Origin of the sequence: Devosia riboflavina (assembly GCF_000743575.1) — a bacterium.
GTDB classification, from domain to species: Bacteria; Pseudomonadota; Alphaproteobacteria; order Rhizobiales; family Devosiaceae; genus Devosia; species Devosia riboflavina.
On sequence record NZ_JQGC01000006.1, the window covers coordinates 253,708 to 269,061 of the forward strand.

21 protein-coding genes and 1 riboswitch are annotated in these 15,354 nt (G+C 61.1%); of the genes, 17 read left to right on the forward strand and 4 right to left on the reverse strand.

Annotated features, from left to right (window positions below):
- Positions 1–92: 92 nt before the first annotated feature.
- Positions 93–464, forward strand: coding sequence for an ArsR/SmtB family transcription factor (locus JP75_RS08540; RefSeq protein ID WP_035081588.1), 372 nt, complete (start codon positions 93–95; stop codon positions 462–464).
- Here the strand turns inward: JP75_RS08540 and JP75_RS08545 are convergent.
- A complete protein-coding gene (locus tag JP75_RS08545) occupies positions 461–1,192 on the reverse strand; it encodes a helix-turn-helix domain-containing protein (RefSeq protein WP_035081590.1) in 732 nt (243 codons plus the stop codon). The two genes, JP75_RS08540 and JP75_RS08545, sit on opposite strands and share 4 nt — an antisense overlap.
- Before the next feature lie 126 nt (positions 1,193–1,318).
- On the opposite strand from JP75_RS08545, the gene JP75_RS08550 reads away from it, so the two are divergent.
- The 5 genes from JP75_RS08550 (at position 1,319) to JP75_RS08570 (ending at position 4,862) form a co-directional block, all read left to right on the forward strand.
- Positions 1,319–1,720, forward strand: coding sequence for a hypothetical protein (locus tag JP75_RS08550; RefSeq protein ID WP_035081592.1), 402 nt, complete (start codon positions 1,319–1,321; stop codon positions 1,718–1,720).
- A gap of 212 nt (positions 1,721–1,932) precedes the next feature.
- A complete protein-coding gene (gene ldtR / locus JP75_RS08555; protein ID WP_035081594.1) occupies positions 1,933–2,442 on the forward strand; it encodes a transcriptional regulator LdtR in 510 nt (169 codons plus the stop codon).
- Positions 2,443–2,717: 275 nt separating this feature from the next.
- Positions 2,718–3,986: a L,D-transpeptidase family protein gene (locus JP75_RS08560; RefSeq protein WP_160194661.1), complete on the forward strand. Its 1,269-nt coding sequence runs from the start codon at positions 2,718–2,720 to the stop codon at positions 3,984–3,986.
- A 187-nt stretch (positions 3,987–4,173) separates the two neighbouring features.
- Positions 4,174–4,386, forward strand: coding sequence for a DUF6898 family protein (locus tag JP75_RS08565; protein ID WP_035081596.1), 213 nt, complete (start codon positions 4,174–4,176; stop codon positions 4,384–4,386).
- A 14-nt stretch (positions 4,387–4,400) separates the two neighbouring features.
- The gene (locus JP75_RS08570) at positions 4,401–4,862 is read left to right on the forward strand and encodes a hypothetical protein (protein WP_035081599.1); all 462 of its coding nucleotides are present in this window, start codon (positions 4,401–4,403) and stop codon (positions 4,860–4,862) included.
- A gap of 59 nt (positions 4,863–4,921) precedes the next feature.
- On the opposite strand, the gene JP75_RS08575 is transcribed toward JP75_RS08570, so the two are convergent.
- On the reverse strand, positions 4,922–5,371 hold the full coding sequence (locus tag JP75_RS08575; protein ID WP_244446277.1) for a BA14K family protein: 450 nt from the start codon (positions 5,369–5,371) through the stop codon (positions 4,922–4,924).
- A gap of 136 nt (positions 5,372–5,507) precedes the next feature.
- Here JP75_RS08575 and JP75_RS08580 point away from each other — a divergent pair, with 136 nt between their 5' ends.
- Complete coding sequence (locus tag JP75_RS08580) at positions 5,508–6,554, forward strand: acyltransferase family protein (RefSeq protein WP_035081604.1); 1,047 nt, start codon at positions 5,508–5,510, stop codon at positions 6,552–6,554.
- Between the two features lie 16 nt (positions 6,555–6,570).
- Here the strand turns inward: JP75_RS08580 and JP75_RS25225 are convergent, their stop codons facing one another.
- A complete protein-coding gene (locus tag JP75_RS25225) occupies positions 6,571–7,017 on the reverse strand; it encodes a BA14K family protein (RefSeq protein WP_051960505.1) in 447 nt (148 codons plus the stop codon).
- 185 nt (positions 7,018–7,202) lie between these two features.
- Positions 7,203–7,286: riboswitch (ZMP/ZTP riboswitch) on the forward strand.
- Between the two features lie 121 nt (positions 7,287–7,407).
- Between JP75_RS25225 and glyA the strand changes: the two genes are divergently transcribed.
- The 4 genes from glyA to nusB all read left to right on the forward strand — a co-directional run bounded on the left by glyA (position 7,408) and on the right by nusB (position 10,242).
- Positions 7,408–8,706, forward strand: a complete 1,299-nt coding sequence (gene glyA, locus JP75_RS08590; RefSeq protein ID WP_035081606.1) for a serine hydroxymethyltransferase — start codon at positions 7,408–7,410, stop codon at positions 8,704–8,706.
- 20 nt (positions 8,707–8,726) lie between these two features.
- On the forward strand, positions 8,727–9,206 hold the full coding sequence (gene nrdR / locus JP75_RS08595; RefSeq protein WP_035081609.1) for a transcriptional regulator NrdR: 480 nt from the start codon (positions 8,727–8,729) through the stop codon (positions 9,204–9,206).
- A gap of 70 nt (positions 9,207–9,276) precedes the next feature.
- Complete coding sequence (ribH, locus tag JP75_RS08600) at positions 9,277–9,750, forward strand: 6,7-dimethyl-8-ribityllumazine synthase (RefSeq protein ID WP_051960506.1); 474 nt, start codon at positions 9,277–9,279, stop codon at positions 9,748–9,750.
- Positions 9,751–10,242, forward strand: coding sequence for a transcription antitermination factor NusB (nusB, locus tag JP75_RS08605; protein ID WP_035081611.1), 492 nt, complete (start codon positions 9,751–9,753; stop codon positions 10,240–10,242).
- Positions 10,243–10,537: 295 nt separating this feature from the next.
- On the opposite strand, the gene JP75_RS08610 is transcribed toward nusB, so the two are convergent.
- Positions 10,538–10,987: an outer membrane protein assembly factor BamE gene (locus JP75_RS08610; RefSeq protein ID WP_051960507.1), complete on the reverse strand. Its 450-nt coding sequence runs from the start codon at positions 10,985–10,987 to the stop codon at positions 10,538–10,540.
- Between the two features lie 162 nt (positions 10,988–11,149).
- Between JP75_RS08610 and JP75_RS08615 the strand changes: the two genes are divergently transcribed.
- The 6 genes from JP75_RS08615 to JP75_RS08640 all read left to right on the forward strand — a co-directional run bounded on the left by JP75_RS08615 (position 11,150) and on the right by JP75_RS08640 (position 15,345).
- Entirely contained in the window at positions 11,150–11,674 is a 525-nt protein-coding gene (locus tag JP75_RS08615) for a ubiquinol-cytochrome C chaperone family protein (RefSeq protein WP_035082017.1), read from the forward strand.
- On the forward strand, positions 11,671–12,216 hold the full coding sequence (locus tag JP75_RS08620; RefSeq protein WP_051960508.1) for a YceD family protein: 546 nt from the start codon (positions 11,671–11,673) through the stop codon (positions 12,214–12,216). Before JP75_RS08615 ends, JP75_RS08620 begins: the two co-directional genes overlap by 4 nt.
- A gap of 82 nt (positions 12,217–12,298) precedes the next feature.
- Positions 12,299–13,369, forward strand: a complete 1,071-nt coding sequence (gene plsX / locus JP75_RS08625; protein WP_035082025.1) for a phosphate acyltransferase PlsX — start codon at positions 12,299–12,301, stop codon at positions 13,367–13,369.
- Positions 13,366–14,343: a beta-ketoacyl-ACP synthase III gene (locus tag JP75_RS08630; protein ID WP_035081615.1), complete on the forward strand. Its 978-nt coding sequence runs from the start codon at positions 13,366–13,368 to the stop codon at positions 14,341–14,343. The genes plsX and JP75_RS08630 overlap by 4 nt, the downstream gene beginning before the upstream one ends.
- A 207-nt stretch (positions 14,344–14,550) precedes the next feature.
- On the forward strand, positions 14,551–14,862 hold the full coding sequence (locus tag JP75_RS08635) for an integration host factor subunit alpha (RefSeq protein WP_035081618.1): 312 nt from the start codon (positions 14,551–14,553) through the stop codon (positions 14,860–14,862).
- Positions 14,863–14,889: 27 nt separating this feature from the next.
- On the forward strand, positions 14,890–15,345 hold the full coding sequence (locus tag JP75_RS08640; RefSeq protein ID WP_035081620.1) for a MerR family transcriptional regulator: 456 nt from the start codon (positions 14,890–14,892) through the stop codon (positions 15,343–15,345).
- The last annotated feature ends 9 nt before the right edge of the window (positions 15,346–15,354 follow it).

The window sequence follows — 15,354 nt, forward strand, 5'->3', positions numbered from 1 at the left end:
ATTCATTGGACAATTGAACCTCAACCGATCTGGAGTCAATATCTTGTTCAATGGATATTGAACTAATGCTCCCTCCGGGATAAATATGAGCCATGAGCCTGCCGCATCCCGAGACCGATCAGATCACCCTTCCCAATGTGCTTGCCGCGCTTGGTGATGACACGCGCCTTGCCATCATCGGGTGTCTGGCGCGCTGCGATGCTTCGGGCGGTCTCGTCTGCGGGCAGTTTAGCGGCCTCACCTCGAAGACCAACCTGACCTATCACGTGGCCAAGCTGCGCGAGGCCGGCGTCATCAATGTCCGGCCCGAAGGCACCAAGCGCCGCGTAACGCTCCGCCGCGATGATCTCGATCAGCGCTTCCCCGGCTTTCTCGATAGCGTCATTGCCACGGCCATCGATCTTCCCGCCGTCGAAACGACGATGCGCGAACTCGAATCTACGACAGAGCCCGGCTCCGCCTAGGCCGGGTGAAACTGCTCGATGGTGATTTCCTCGGCCAGTGCATCCTGCGGCGCACCAAAACTCGTGACCGTCGTGAACCAGCGCGTCGCCTGACCGCCCACCATGAATTCCAGCGGCAGCAGCACCTGCCCAAGCGCGCCCTCCGGCCGCAGGCTCAGACCCTCCACCCCCTCATGCCGCCGCACCCGCATCAAGACCCGCGCCACGGGGGCGCCCGGTCCGTGCCGCCGCACGCCCTCGCGCAACCGATGCATCATATAGGCCGCGACCTCGGCCCAGTTGACGATTGAGCGCCGCACATCGCCCGGCGCAAAGACGAGATCGGCGAGATTGAGCCGTACCGCCGGCAGGGCCTCCACCCCGATCAGCGCCATCGCCGCCCCATTGGCTTCCAGAATATCAAAAGCCGCATCGAGCACTATGGCAGGGTAGGGGCCATGCGCCCGCAGCAGCAATTGCGCCGCCTGCCTGAGTTCGGTCATCTGCGGGCTCAGCCAGTCATTATCCCCATAATGCGGCGCAAAGCCCGCCGCCACCAACAGGCCATTGCGCTCCCGCAACGGCAGGTCCAGCGCCTCGGCCAGCCGCAACACCATGGCCGAACTCGGCCGCGCCCGCGCGGATTCGAGAAAAGACAGGTGCCGCGGCGATACTTCCGCCGCCATGGCCAGCGCCATCTGGCTCATTCCGCGTTGATTACGCCATTCGCGCAAGGCCGTCTCGAACATCGGTTTTCTCCTTGCCTCCACCCTGCCGCACCGGCGCGCGCAATTCCATTACCTCCGGGGTAATTGTCGCCATGACCTCCCGCGAGCCACCCTGCAGCCATCGACAACCGGTTCCGGAGACACTTCATGACCGCCCAAGCCCTCACCCTGCGCGATCCGCGCCTCGTCTATCGCTTCGACGCTGTCCTTTCGCTTACCATGGGCCTCGGCCTCATCGTCTTGGCCGGCCCGCTCGCCGCCCTGGTCGGCTGGGCGCCGATGCACACCATCCTTGTCGGTGCCGGCGTCTTTCTCTTGCCCTGGGCGCTCTTCAATTGGGCCATTGGCGCCGCCACCGGTCCCGACCGGCTCTCGCTTACCCTCAACATCGCAGGCGATGCGCTCTGGGCGATCGCGAGTGTTGCACTTCTTGTGCTTTATTCGGCTCAAATGACGGGCATCGGAGTAACCTTGATCCTCGGCCAGGCCCTCGCCGTTGCCGCTGTCGGCGCCGTCAAATTTGTCGGCCGCAAGCTGATCTGCGCATGACCCGAAGGAGACGGGCGGCCCAGTCGCCGCCCGTTTACGCCTCGGAAAGGTTACAAGTTTATGCACCGGTGTGACGAAGCGTTAAGCCAAATTCTCATTGCTTTCCAGTAAGATGCCATTAAGCGTGCTGTTTAGGGCGATCTTAGTTCGGGCGTCGTAGTTTGGCCTCATGAGATGCGAAAAATCGCACGCAGAAAAACAGTGAGGCATAAATGGCAACCAAGTCGAACGCAGCCGAGGCTCTGATCCCCAACCGTCCGGAAGGTCTCAAGCCCCTCTATCTCGAAGCCGTCTCCCGCGTGGAACGTCTCCACCGTCGTCTTCTCGACCTGATTAAGGACGAGTTCGATCGTATGGGTTGGGACGATATCAACCCGGTCCAGGCGCTGCTGATGTTCAACATCGGCGACAGCGAACTGACCGCCGGCGAGCTGCGTTCGCGCGGTTACTATCTCGGCTCGAACGTTTCTTACAATCTCAAGAAGCTGGTCGAGACCGGTTACATCTTCCAGGAGCGCTCGCGCACCGACCGTCGTTCGGTCCGCATCCGCCTCACCCCGAAGGGCGAGGAAGTCGCGGAAGTGATCGACGAACTCTATGATCGTCACCTGAAATCCATCGACAAGGTCGGCGGCCTCGGCGACGAAGAGTTCGATAACCTGAACAAGGCTCTGGCTCGTCTGGAACGCTTCTGGGTCGACCAGATTCTCTACAAGCTCTGATTGCGCTCGCGGCTCGGCCGCGACCAATTGAACAGCATGCGGGTGTAGGCTTGTGTTGCCTCCACGCCACACTCTCTGCGGAGACGCCGGCCCCTGGCCGGCGTTTTCTTATTTGTGCCGCAAATCAAAGGCACCCGATTACGTGGTTTATAAACCATTCTTCGACTATGGATGAGGCTGCCCTCATGGTTCACAAGGCGTTGACAGCCGTTGTGGAGCAGGTGCCGGCAATGATAATCGCGCCTATGTGGCGACAGATTCCTTCGGGTGACGATATGCGGGTAAATCGACGTTCCTTTCTGCAGACCATGGCCATCGCCGGTGCCAGCACAGCGCTGCTGCCCACCTTGGCAAGGGCACAGGAAGGCGAGTCGATCTGGGATATGTTCGCGCGCAATCGCGTGCTGAAGGACGCAGACCAGGGCGGCGCCACCGCTGCCGCTGAAGCGCTGATCTCCACCAATGAGCCGATCCTGTCCTATGACACGGTCTACAACCTGCAGCTCGCCATCTCGCAATACGAGCCCTTCGTCGCTGCCGGCGGCTGGGAAGAAATTCCCCAGGAAGCCTATGGCCTCAACCTCGGCAAGTCCGCACGTCACGTTGTCAATCTAAAGCGCCGCCTGATTTCCTCGGGCGACATGGCCATGGTCGAAAACGTCAACGAACTTTTTGACGCCCCGACCGATGCCGGCGTCCGCGCCTTCCAGGCCCGCCACGGCCTGGTGGTCAATGGCCAGGTCGATGAAGCCACCTGGTATGCCATGGCCGTCCCGGCCCAGCAGCGCCTGCAGCAGCTCTATCTCAATTACACGCGCGTCCAGAACATGGCCGCCAACCTCAACCCGCGCTATGTCGTGGTGAACATTCCCGCCGCCACCATCGAGGCGGTGAATGACGGCATGGTCGAACAGCGCCACACCGCGGTTGTCGGCCGCGTCGAACGCGCCACCCCGATCATGGCCAGCAAGATCAGCCAGATCAACTTCAACCCCTATTGGCACGTGCCCAAGTCGCTGGTCCGCCAGGACCTGACCAAATACATGCTGCAGAACCCCAATTACCTGACCGAGCAGAACATCTTCATCTATGACGGTTCGGGCAACAAGATCGATCCGCAGTCGATCAATTGGGCCAGCATCACCGATGCCGAAGTGAACTACATGTATCGCCAGGAGCCCGGCGCCGCCAACTCCATGGGCCACTGCAAGATCAACTTCTACAATCCCTACGATTGCTACCTGCACGACACCCCGACCAAGGCGCTCTTCGGCGAAAACGCCCGCTTCCACTCCTCGGGCTGCGTCCGCGTCGATGGCGTCAATCAGCTCGTCAACTGGCTGCTGCGCGACAATGGCGATTGGGATCAGCAGAAGGTGGACGCCACCTTCGACTCGCTCGAGCGTCTCGACGTCGAATGCAAGGCCCGCGTGCCGATCCACACCACCTACATCACCGCCTGGGCCAACCGCCAAGGCACCGTCAGCTTCCGCGACGACGTCTACAAGTTCGACGAACAGGGCAAGGTCTCGTTCGACGCTTAATACAAAATCCCCGCGAAAGCGGGGATTTTTGTTTGTAGGGCAGGGGGCTTTCCCTCACACGGTGTCATTCCCGCGAAAGCGGGAACCTCTGTTTGGAGAGTGGTAGTCCCCCAACTCCCCTCCGCACATTTCCGACTCCTTGCCATCACGAATCCCTGCTAAACTCCTCACAATGATGGAGGTCCCATTGTCGGGCGGGGTTCTTTTTGAATTCGTGCAAATGGGTCAGGTCATGCGCGTCGCCGCGATAGACGAGGTGACGGGCACTGAAGTCTTTGTCATCACCCCCGTCAGCGCCACGCGCCTGCAAATGGAGCGCGTCGCCCTCGCCAAGCTCAAGCGCAAGCTCGGCGAACCAGAGGAGACCCGCGAGCCGCCTAAACCAGGACGATATGCTTAGGAGATTGGTCGGAAGTGCCTGATGTATCGGTGTACGTCTTCTCGTCGAAGAACATTACAAACATTTGGGCGGGCTACGGTGCCGAGACTTGGGCCGTCGCGATTGGCAGTGAAACCACTAACAAGGGCAAGAAGACCAAAGCGGCGAAGATGCCTGTGGGGTCTTTTGGTTTACTGTACTGCGAGCCTTGGAAAGCGTTCACGGTGCCGTTTGTGACCTGCTCCGAAGCCGATCCACTCAATACTGAAAGCGAAATCTGGGAGGGGCAATGGATGTTACCCTTCAGGTTTCGAGCGCTTGGCTCCCCGCGGCATCGCCTGGCTGGCCACGAAATTTTGAGCCTGCCAGGTGCAAAGGAGCGTGGCACTACCAACTATGCAAACTATCTGACCGTCCAAGGTAATTTTGCTTTCCAACCATCGAGCATCGACCAGCGCGACTGGCATGCGCTGGTTTCACAGTTGGTGGGGAAATGAATTGGAGAACGGAGGCGCTGGGGGGGCAAGCCCTAGTCGCCCCCGTCAGGTCGCTACGCCTAAAGCCGGCACTCGTGGCGAACGCCATCGAAGCCCAGGAACGTATTGGTTTCCTCGTCGTAGGACCGATAGCGGTCATAGCAGGCCTGCACATGCGCATCGTAGCCGCTTGCGCGTCCCACGACGACATCGCCATTATTATTCGCCCCATTGGCGATGATCGAACCCAGCGCCGCACCAAAGGTGAAGCCCAGGATACCGGTCGAAATGCTGTCTATGGGCGCACGGCGCGTGCTGTAAAAGCGCTGATAGTCCCGATCGCGCCAATTGCCCCGATAGAAACTGTTACAGTCCGGGTCTGACGGATAGCGGTCGCAATAGGTCTCGATCACCTGATACCGCTGGCCAAAGCTCATCGAAAACGATTGGGCCTGCGCCGGAACCACGCTGCCGATCGCGGTTACGGCAGTCAGGGCAACGGCGCTAAGCATATAAGTAAGTTTATTCATCTCGCTACTCCCGGGCCTTGGCCCGCCAATGCTATTGACATGTCAATGTCCAGACAGGGCCACTGGTTGCGGCGAAGCCCAGCATTTGACCAGCCGGGATGGATCGAAGGAACCGATAGTCGATGGCGCATCGATCATGACGAGGAATGCGGGCCGCCTTGATTGGGTCGATGCAGCACGTGGCATTGGCATAGTGCTTGTCGTCTTCGGCCATGTCTGGCGCGGGCTGTGGCAGGCCGAAATCTTGACCGACGCCGCGCTCTATGCCGGCGTCGATGCCGCCATTTATCTCTTTCACATGCCGCTGTTTTTCCTCGTTTCCGGCATGTTCTTCGAAAAGTCGGTGCTGCGCGACGGAGCGGTCATTTCCATCTTCAAGCGCTGCGAGTCTCTGCTCTATCCGCTTCTGCTCTGGTCCTGGATCCTTGCCGCCTTCCTGCTGCTGGCCGGCTCGTTCACCACGCGCGAAGCGATCTCGCCAATGGACGCGCTGCTCTTTCCTTTCCCACCCAAGGACATCTTCTGGTTCCTCTGGGCGCTGTTTGTCATTCAGGTCGTTTGCATGTTGCTGGCCCGGGCTTCGACAGCGATCTTCGTCGCTGTCCTGATCCTGTCCTTCGCCGCCGCGGCCATCCAGCCCATGCTTGCCGGCGCCGACCTACTGGGCGGCGCTGCCGCCAACCTGCCATTCTTCCTGTTTGGCGTACTCATCACGCGTCGAGATATCTTCGGGCTGAAGCAGGACGCGCGGACGGGAATTTTGGGTTCAGCGGTGTTCGGGCTTAGCGCAACTGCCGCCGTCCTCTTCGGACTCCAACCGGCGCCGCTCGGCACTCTATTCAGCCTCGTCGCCACGCTCGGCTTCTGCGCCATGGTCTATGGCTTCTCCCCGAGGATACCCGCAGGCATCATGGGTATAGCCACCTATCTCGGCGCCACTTCCATGGCGATCTACGTCATGCACGTCATCCCCGAGGCCGCGACGCGCATTGGTCTCGTCAAGCTCGGCGTCGACGCCGTCTGGCTGCATGTCATTGTGGGGACTTTGGCGGGCGTAGGGCCTCCGCTGCTCGCCTATGCCGTGCTGCAACGGCTCGGCCTGTTGCGCGTCTTCGCGCTCGGTCGCGATCGCCGCCGCTTAGCCCAAGCGCAACCTGGCGAGCTGGAGCCACGAAAGCCCTAGCCCGCCAAATGCGATTTCAAAGCGTGCAAGGGTGGCGGATATCGTCATAGCCCATGAACGTATCGGTCCGCTCGTCATAGGATTTGTAGCGCTGATAGCACCGCGCCACGTGGCCGCTGTCGCGTCGCGTATAGGTCGGCGGCGGGCTCGTATTCTGGCTCTTGTTGCTGTTGGCAATGGCGCCGCCGATGATCGCGCCGATCGCCAGACCCAGAATACCGGCAACCAGCGGATCGAGGTCGCTGCGGTTGCGATAATAGAAGGTGTCGTAGTCCCGCGCGTTCCAGAACCACCAGCCATTGCAGTCGGGATCCTGCGGAAAGCGCTGGCAATAGCTTTGGACAACCTGCTTGCGCTGGTCGAAGCTCAGCGAATTGTCCTGGGCCTGTGCCGGCACAAAGGTGGAAATTGACAATAGGCCGGTCATGGCAATAGCGGTCAATTTGGTCACGAGCGGTTTCATTGATCCCTCCTGGATGATCGCACTCCGTGGCCATCAGAATGGATGCAGCTTCTCTAGAAAGGGTTCGCCAGCGTGGTGAAAGTACCGCGCCGGAACTCGCTAAAATGCAATATTTTGAGTGTTGATAGTAAGTTGTCTTGCCGCTTGCAGGGCCTTCACACGGCTGCCGCTTTGAGCCATATTCACCCCGTTCGCGCGACTGGCGAGAAAGAGATGGGCAACCATCGGGAAACGCGAACCTCAGAGAGCCGCTCGCCTGGGCAACCCATCCACGATCAGGGGGAGCCCCATGGATCCAGTACATATGTATCGGACTTGGATTTGCGCTACTCGCCGTGATAAAGGCACCGCCATGCCGGTCACCCTGGTCCTTTGTGAGGAAATCGTCGCATGAGCGCTGCCACTTCTACCCCGCTCTTTCCCCATTTCTTTTCCGCTGCGGTTGCTGAAACCGACCCGGAAATCGCACGGGCAATTCAGGACGAACTCGGTCGCCAGCAGAGCGAAATCGAGCTGATCGCCTCGGAAAACATCGTTTCCCAGGCCGTGCTCGAAGCCCAGGGTTCGGTGCTGACCAACAAGTATGCCGAAGGCTACCCGGGCAAGCGCTACTACGGCGGCTGCCAGTATGTCGACGTTGCTGAATCCCTCGCCATCGAGCGCGCCAAGCAGCTCTTCGGCGTGGCCTTTGCCAACGTCCAGCCCAATTCCGGTTCCCAGGCCAATCAGGGCGTCTATCAAGCCCTGATCCAGCCCGGCGACACCATTCTCGGCATGTCGCTCGATGCCGGTGGTCACCTGACCCACGGCGCCAAGCCCAACCAGTCTGGAAAATGGTTCAACGCCATCCAGTACGGCCTGCGCAAGCAGGACGGCCGCGTCGACATGGACCAGGTCCGTCAGCTCGCCCGCGAGCATAGCCCCAAGATGATCGTCGCCGGTTTCTCGGCCTATTCGCGCATCATGGACTGGGCCGAGTTCCGCGCCATTGCCGATGAAGTCGGCGCGATCCTTTTCGTCGATATGGCCCACGTTGCCGGTCTCGTCGCCGGCGGTGTGTACCCGAGCCCCTTCCCCCACGCCCACGTCGCCACGACGACGACGCACAAAACCCTGCGCGGCCCGCGCGGCGGCCTGATCCTCACCAACGATGAGGACATCGCCAAGAAGATCAATTCGGCCATTTTCCCGGGCATCCAGGGCGGCCCGCTGATGCACGTCATCGCGGCCAAGGCCGTGGCCTTCAAGGAAGCGCTGCAGCCCGAGTTCAAGCTCTACGCCCAGCAGGTCGTGGCCAATGCCCAGATCCTCGCCGAAACCCTCGTCAAGGGTGGCGTCGACATCGTCTCGGGCGGCACGGACAACCACCTGATGCTGGTCGACCTCCGCCCCAAGGGCCTCACCGGCAAGGCGACCGAAACCGCCCTCGGCCGCGCCCACATCACCTGCAACAAGAATGCCGTGCCCTTCGATCCGGAAAAGCCCGCGATTACTTCGGGCGTGCGTCTCGGCACCCCGGCCGGCACCTCGCGCGGCTTCGGCACCGAAGAGTTCAAGCTTGTGGGCGAATACATCATCGAAGTGCTCGATGGCCTCAAGACCAATGGCGATGACAATAACGGCGCCGTCGAAGCCGAAGTCCGCGCCAAGGTAAAGACGCTGACCGACCGCTTCCCCATCTACGGCTGATCTGAAAGGGCCACATAAGGATGCGCTGCCCCTATTGTGGCAATGACGATACCCAGGTGAAGGATAGCCGCCCGACCGAAGATTCGGGCGCTATCCGCCGCCGCCGCGTGTGCAATGCCTGCGGCGGCCGCTTCACCACCTTCGAGCGCGTGCAATTGCGCGATCTCACCGTGGTCAAGAAGACGGGCCGAAAAGTCCCCTTCGACCGCGAAAAGCTCACCCGCTCGGTCAACACGGCGCTGCGCAAGCGCTCAGTCGATCCCGAGCGCGTCGAGCGCATGATTTCGGGCATCGTCCGCCAGCTCGAAAGCCTTGGCGACGTTGAAATCACCTCCGACCAGATCGGCGAATATGTGATGGTGGGCCTCAAGGGCCTCGACCACGTCGCCTTTGTGCGCTTTGCCTCGGTCTACAAGAATTTCGCCGATCCCGACGATTTCCGCGATTTCCTCGCCGAGCTTGATTCCGACGCGAATACGCCCCTTCCCGAAGACGATTGATCTAGTCTCGCCTTGCTCGCCGTTGCGGGGCGGACTATGGGGTTGGATAGCAAAGGCAAGGATGTCTGCTATGGATTCTTACGGCGAACGCTTTTCGATCGAGCCCAATTCGGCTGCGGGTCTGCATTTCCTCATCGTCGAGGGCAGGGCCTATCCCGGCATTGCCGACGAGATGAAGGCCGGTGCCAGCGCCGCCCTCAAGGCCGCCGGCGCCACCTTTGACGTCATCGCCGTCCCAGGCGCCATGGAAGTGCCCGTCGGCGTTGCCATGGCCCTCGAAACCGACAATTACGACGGCTTCGTCGCCCTCGGCTGCGTTATCCGCGGCCAGTCCAATCACTATGTTTCCGTCGCCAGCGAAAGCATCCGCGCCCTTGCCGAACTGGCAGTGGTCGATGCCCTGCCGCTCGGCATCGGCATTCTTACGGTCGAGAACGAAGGCCAGGCCTGGACCCGCGCCCGCGTCGCCGATGGCGATCGTGGTGGCGATGCCGCCCGCGCCGCCCTTGCTCTCGCCGCTCTCAAGGCAAAGTTGAACGCATAAATGACTGATACGCCCCCCATCCCGAACAATTCGCGTCCAGCCAACCAGCGCGGCGCCGCCCGCCTCGCGGCTGTCCAGGCGCTCTACCAGATGGATGTGGGGCGCCAGACGCTGGAAGACACGCTGGCCCAGTTCAGCGCCTTCCATCTCGGCCGTGAGGTCGAGGGCGAACAATATCTGCCCGCCGACGCCGATTTCTTCGGCCAGATCGTCCGCGGCGTCACCAAGAACCAGCTCGAGATCGACCCGGCAATCGACAAGGCGCTGGCCGAAGACTGGCCGATCGATCGCATCGATTCCACGCTCCGTGCCATCCTCCGCGCCGCCGCCTTCGAACTCCTGCGTCGTCGAGATATTCCGGCCCGCGTGGTCATCACCGAATATGTCGACGTCGCCCGCGCCTTCTTCGAAGAAGACGCCTCCGGCATGGTCAACGCTGCGCTTGATTCCATCGCCCGGACCGCCGGCGTGGATTTGGAAAAGAAGAGCTGACCACAGGTCTGGCCTCAGGCCTTCTCACAAAGTTTTGGCGCACTCGGTGCGGCACCCTCCCCTTGACGGGGAGGGCGGGGGAGGGGTGTTCACACCCTCAATACATGGCTCCCATGCCCCCACCCTTAATCCCTCCCCACAAGGGGGAGGGAGACGATGGAACCGGGACATTGAGGCTGGCGCCTCCCTCCCCCTTGTGGGGAGGGAATGAGGGTGGGGGTCTCGGCGACCGCCAAAGCCCCAAACAAAAAAGCCCCGGCAAAACCGGGGCTTTCGCATTTCTTAGCGCCGTTCCTCAGAACGACTGCAAAATCTGATCGATAAACGTACGATCCTCGCCATAAGACGGCGTACGGCGGCTTTCCACCGCCACGACCTTGCCGTCGGCAGCAGTGTAGACAGCCTTGTCCACGACCTTCTTGTTCTTGTCGAAATAGATCGCGAGCACGGTGCGCTCAAGCGCGGTGTTCATGCCGAACGAGGTCTGCGCCACCTTGGTCTGCACGAAATACCAGGCGGTCTGGTCGCCAAAGGTATTAGTCGACTGCGGCGAGCCCAATACCAGCGTCACCAGCTCCTGGCTCTGCCCCACGCGGATCTGCTGCATGGCGCTTTCGGAGATTTCATAGCCCTGCGTCCTCTTGGTGACGAGCGACGTGCTGCTCGTGCAGGCGGCCAGCGCAACAGCCAGCAGGGCTGCAGCGGCGATCGGTGCGAAGGGAGCGGAAGCAATACGCATGGGCATGAATTTGACTTTCCCGATGGCTCTCGACTATAGGCGTGACAACAAGGCGCGTGCCCTTTGGTCGCCGGAATGTGTAGCTGTCAACCTGGCTTTTTGGCAAGCTGACATTGGGTCGGCTGACTTTGCATGTGTTTGACCCATCCCGAGGCTGAGCGCAATCCCATGATCCTGTCTCTGTTCCGCAAAAACACGGCCACCGACGCTGTTTATGGCGTCTATCGGGCCATTGTGGCGCAATCCCGGCAACCCGTCTTCTATGCTCAATGGGGCGTGCCCGACACGGTCACCGGCCGCTTCGATATGATCAGCCTCCACATGGCGCTGCTCTTCCGGCGCCTTCGCGGTGCCGAGCCCACCAAGGACTTCAGCCAGGCGGTTTTCGATCTCTTCTTCAAGGATATGGACCGGTCCCTGCGCGAAATGGGGGCAGGGGACCTCGCTGTCCCCAAGAAAATCCAGAAGATGGGCAATCTGTTTTTCGGCCTTCTTGCTGCCATCAATGAAGCTATGGATCGCGGCGACAAGGAAGCCTTGGCATCAGTGTTCTCGCGCAATATCTACGATGGCGCCGGCATCGAACATGCCCGCACCCTTGCAGACTACTTTATGGCGCAGGACCAGGCCCTGGCAGGCCTGCCGGTTGAAACCATCACCGGCGGCACAGTGACTTTCGGAAATGCCGCATGAAAGACCAGAACCAGCCCCTCTTCGACGCGATCGTTCGCATCGACAAATTGCCCACAGCCGGGCGGTCCGTCAGCGTCAATGCCGATGAAGCGACCCGCGCCCGCATTGCCGAGGACATGAAGCTCCTCGCCGTCGAGAGTTTCGTGGCCGATCTCACCGTTGCCCCGTTTCGCGGCGGTTTGAGAGCACAGGGCCGGCTCAAGGCGCGCATCGTCCAGGCCTCGATCGTCAGCTTCGAGCCCGTGCCGCAGAATATCGACGAAGACGTCGATCGCGTCTTCCTGCCGGTCGGCCAGACCGCCAAGGCTCCGGCCCCCGGCACGGAAATTTTCATCGACCTTGAAGATGACGATTTTCCCGATCATATCGACGGCCCGGAGGTCGACCTGAGCGCTCTCCTCATCGAAACCCTGGCCCTGGCCATCGATCCCTATCCGCGCCGCGACGGCGAAGATCTCGCAACGATCGGGGTCGAAGCCATCGAAGACGATAGCGGCCCCTTTGCGGCCCTGCGCGGGCTTAAGGATAAGGACCAGAGCTGAACACGCCGGGGCGGGGCTTGCACCCACTTGCCTATGGGATATGTTGGAATGCCTGCCCAAGCGGGCCGAAAAACGGGCTGAAATGACCGAAAATATAACGATTTCCGTGGATGCCATGGGGGGCGACCACGCCCCGCGCGCGGTCATTCACGGCGCCGACCTCGCCCTGCGCGAGCGCAAGAACACCCGTTTTATCTTCCATGGCCGCAAGGAGCAGATCGATCCGCTCCTTGAAGAATTCCCCAAACTCAAGGCCGCGTGCCAGGTGCGTCACTGCGAAGAAGTGATCGCCATGGACGAAAAGCCGAGCCAGGCCTTGCGAAAAGGCCGCAACGTCTCCTCCATGTGGATGGCGATCCAGGCAGTCAAGGACGGCGAGGCCGATGTCGCCATCTCAGGCGGCAATACCGGCGCGCTGATGGCCATGGCCACCTTCTGCCTCCGCCCCATGGAAGGCATTTCCCGCCCCGGCATCGCCGCCATCTGGCCCACCGTTCGCTCCGATATCATCGTGCTCGATATGGGCGCGACCATCGGTGCCGATGCGCGCCAGCTCGTCGATTACGCCATTCTTGGCTCCGCGCTCGCCCGCTCGCTCTTTGATTCCGAAAAGCCCACCGTCGGCCTCCTCAATATCGGCACCGAGGAAGTAAAAGGCCTCGACTACATCAAGGAAGCCAGCAAGATCCTGAGCCAGGCTAATGGCGCGGGCTTCACCTATCATGGCTTCGTCGAAGGCGACGATATCGGCAAGGGCACGGTCGATGTCGTCGTCACCGAAGGCTTTGTCGGTAATGTCGCCCTGAAAACCGCCGAAGGCACCGCCCGCCAGGTCGCGACCTATCTGCGCACCGCGCTCAAATCCAATTGGGTCAGTATGCTCGGCGCCTTCTTCGCCTCGTCTGCACTCACGGCCCTGCGCCGCAAGATGGACCCGCGCGCCGTCAATGGCGGCGTGTTCATGGGCCTCAATGGCGTTGTCATCAAATCCCATGGCGGTACCGACGAGATCGGTTACAAGAGCGCCCTGGGCCTTGCCTATGAAATGGCGCGCAGCAACCTGATCGAAAAGATCAGCGACAGCGTGAAGCGCTTCCCCGTCCATGTTGCAGCTTCCGAGCTGCCTTCTGATTCCGAGGCCAAGTCGGCGTGACCAGAGTTCGTTCCATTGTCCGCGGGGTCGGTAGCTACCTGCCCCAAAAAATCCTGACCAATGCTGAATTGGCCAAGACCGTCGATACGTCCGATGAGTGGATCCAGCAGCGCGTCGGCATCAAGGAGCGCCACGTCGCCGCCGAAGGCGAATTCACCTCCGACCTCGCCGTCGCCGCTGCCCGCGCTGCGCTCGACAATGCCGGCATGACGCCGGATGACATCGACCTCATCATCGTCGCCACCACGACCCCGGACTACACTTTCCCGGCCGCCGCGACCCTCGTGCAGATGAAGCTCGGCATCCATCACGGCTTCGCCTTCGACATTCAGGCGGTCTGCTCGGGCTTCGTCTATGGCGTCACCACGGCCGACAGCTACATCAAGAACGGCCTCGCCAATCGCGTCCTCGTCATCGGCGCCGAAACCTTTACCCGCCTCCTCGACTGGACGGACCGCACCACCTGCGTGCTCTTCGGCGATGGCGCCGGCGCCATGATTCTCGAACGCGTCGAACTCGCCGATGGCGAACCCGAACGCGGCGTCCTGGCTTCGGCTCTTCGCTCAGACGGTCACCACTGGCAAAAGCTCTACGTGGATGGCGGCCCGTCCTCCACCGGCACCACCGGCCATGTCCACATGGCAGGGGCGGAAGTCTTCCGCCATGCTGTCGGCAAGATCACCGACGTCGTCTACAAGGCACTGGAGCAGGGGGGCTACACGGTCGACGATCTCGACTGGTTCGTGCCGCACCAGGCCAACAAGCGCATCATCGATGGGGCAGGGGCCAAGCTCGGCCTGCCGCCCGAAAAGGTCGTCACGACCGTCGACGTTCACGCCAATACCTCCGCTGCCTCCGTGCCCCTGGCGCTGAGCGTTGCCGTGGCCGATGGTCGCATCAAGCAAGGCGACCTCGTCATGCTCGAAGCCATGGGCGGTGGATTCACCTGGGGGGCCTCGCTCATTCGCTGGTAGTCGGGCATTGAGCCGATTGACCTCAAGCGTTTCAAGGCGTTAGTGTCCTGCCGGGTGGAGGAACCTGACGTTAAGGCCAAACGAAAACCGACTGGCCGCGTCGATCGAGGGAAGGTTTTCCTGTCAATCTGCAGAAGCGGACTGGCGACAGCGGAAGAAAAAATATCACGCTGGCCCGGGAAGCCAGCCCGAACCTTGGGGGTGCGAATGACGCAGAAGACGGTAACGCGGGCGGACCTGGCGGAAGCTGTTTATGGTTCTGTCGGCCTGTCGCGAACCGAGTCGGCCGAACTGGTCGAACGTGTTCTCGAACTCATCACCGACGCGCTGATCACCGGCGCCAATGTGAAGCTCTCCTCTTTCGGCTCCTTCCAGGTGCGTTCCAAGAACGAACGGATCGGCCGCAATCCCAAGACCGGCGAAGAGGTGCCCATCCTTCCCCGCCAGGTTCTTGTGTTCAAACCCAGCAACGTGTTGAAGTCCAAAATCAACAAGTCTATGGTCGCCTCTGAAAAGTAAGGCTTTCTTACTGGAGGGGCAGGCGGTTTGGACAAGTCTCCAGACGCATTCCGGACAATCTCAGAGGCCGCGGAAGAGCTCGATCTTCCTCAGCACGTCCTCCGATTCTGGGAAACCCGCTTCGCCACCATAAAACCCCTGAAGCGCGGCGGCGGTCGCCGCTACTACCGCCCCGAAGACGTCCTGCTGCTCCGGGGCATCCGTCACCTGCTCTACGATCAAGGCTTTACGATCAAGGGCGTCCAGAAGATCCTCAAGGACCAGGGTCCGCGCTATGTTATCGCCGTCGGCGAAGGCAAGGGCCTGGATGAAATCATCCCCCTGATCGAAGAAGCACAGGCCGCAGCCGACGAGGCTGAAATCGAAGAAGCCGTGATGCTGGCCGACCCGAGCCTCGACGAAGAATCGCGCGAAAAACTCTCCGAGGTTCTCCGCGAACTTCTGGAGTGCAAACGCATCCTCGAACGCGCCCGCGAGCACTGATCAGCTGGT

What these genes read in the sequence shown, in the direction of transcription:
- glyA (WP_035081606.1), top strand. Translation starts at nt 7,408, where the DNA reads ATGAGCGCTGCCACTTCTACCCCGCTCTTTCCCCATTTCTTTTCCGCT.
- JP75_RS08580 (WP_035081604.1), top strand. Translation starts at nt 5,508, where the DNA reads ATGACGAGGAATGCGGGCCGCCTTGATTGGGTCGATGCAGCACGTGGC.
- ldtR (WP_035081594.1), top strand. Translation starts at nt 1,933, where the DNA reads ATGGCAACCAAGTCGAACGCAGCCGAGGCTCTGATCCCCAACCGTCCG.
- JP75_RS08575 (WP_244446277.1), bottom strand. Translation starts at nt 5,371, where the DNA reads ATGAATAAACTTACTTATATGCTTAGCGCCGTTGCCCTGACTGCCGTA.
- JP75_RS08615 (WP_035082017.1), top strand. Translation starts at nt 11,150, where the DNA reads ATGATCCTGTCTCTGTTCCGCAAAAACACGGCCACCGACGCTGTTTAT.
- JP75_RS08560 (WP_160194661.1), top strand. Translation starts at nt 2,718, where the DNA reads ATGCGGGTAAATCGACGTTCCTTTCTGCAGACCATGGCCATCGCCGGT.
- JP75_RS25225 (WP_051960505.1), bottom strand. Translation starts at nt 7,017, where the DNA reads ATGAAACCGCTCGTGACCAAATTGACCGCTATTGCCATGACCGGCCTA.
- JP75_RS08540 (WP_035081588.1), top strand. Translation starts at nt 93, where the DNA reads ATGAGCCTGCCGCATCCCGAGACCGATCAGATCACCCTTCCCAATGTG.
- nusB (WP_035081611.1), top strand. Translation starts at nt 9,751, where the DNA reads ATGACTGATACGCCCCCCATCCCGAACAATTCGCGTCCAGCCAACCAG.
- JP75_RS08610 (WP_051960507.1), bottom strand. Translation starts at nt 10,987, where the DNA reads ATGCCCATGCGTATTGCTTCCGCTCCCTTCGCACCGATCGCCGCTGCA.
- JP75_RS08635 (WP_035081618.1), top strand. Translation starts at nt 14,551, where the DNA reads ATGACGCAGAAGACGGTAACGCGGGCGGACCTGGCGGAAGCTGTTTAT.
- JP75_RS08620 (WP_051960508.1), top strand. Translation starts at nt 11,671, where the DNA reads ATGAAAGACCAGAACCAGCCCCTCTTCGACGCGATCGTTCGCATCGAC.
- plsX (WP_035082025.1), top strand. Translation starts at nt 12,299, where the DNA reads ATGACCGAAAATATAACGATTTCCGTGGATGCCATGGGGGGCGACCAC.
- ribH (WP_051960506.1), top strand. Translation starts at nt 9,277, where the DNA reads ATGGATTCTTACGGCGAACGCTTTTCGATCGAGCCCAATTCGGCTGCG.
- JP75_RS08545 (WP_035081590.1), bottom strand. Translation starts at nt 1,192, where the DNA reads ATGTTCGAGACGGCCTTGCGCGAATGGCGTAATCAACGCGGAATGAGC.
- JP75_RS08550 (WP_035081592.1), top strand. Translation starts at nt 1,319, where the DNA reads ATGACCGCCCAAGCCCTCACCCTGCGCGATCCGCGCCTCGTCTATCGC.
- nrdR (WP_035081609.1), top strand. Translation starts at nt 8,727, where the DNA reads ATGCGCTGCCCCTATTGTGGCAATGACGATACCCAGGTGAAGGATAGC.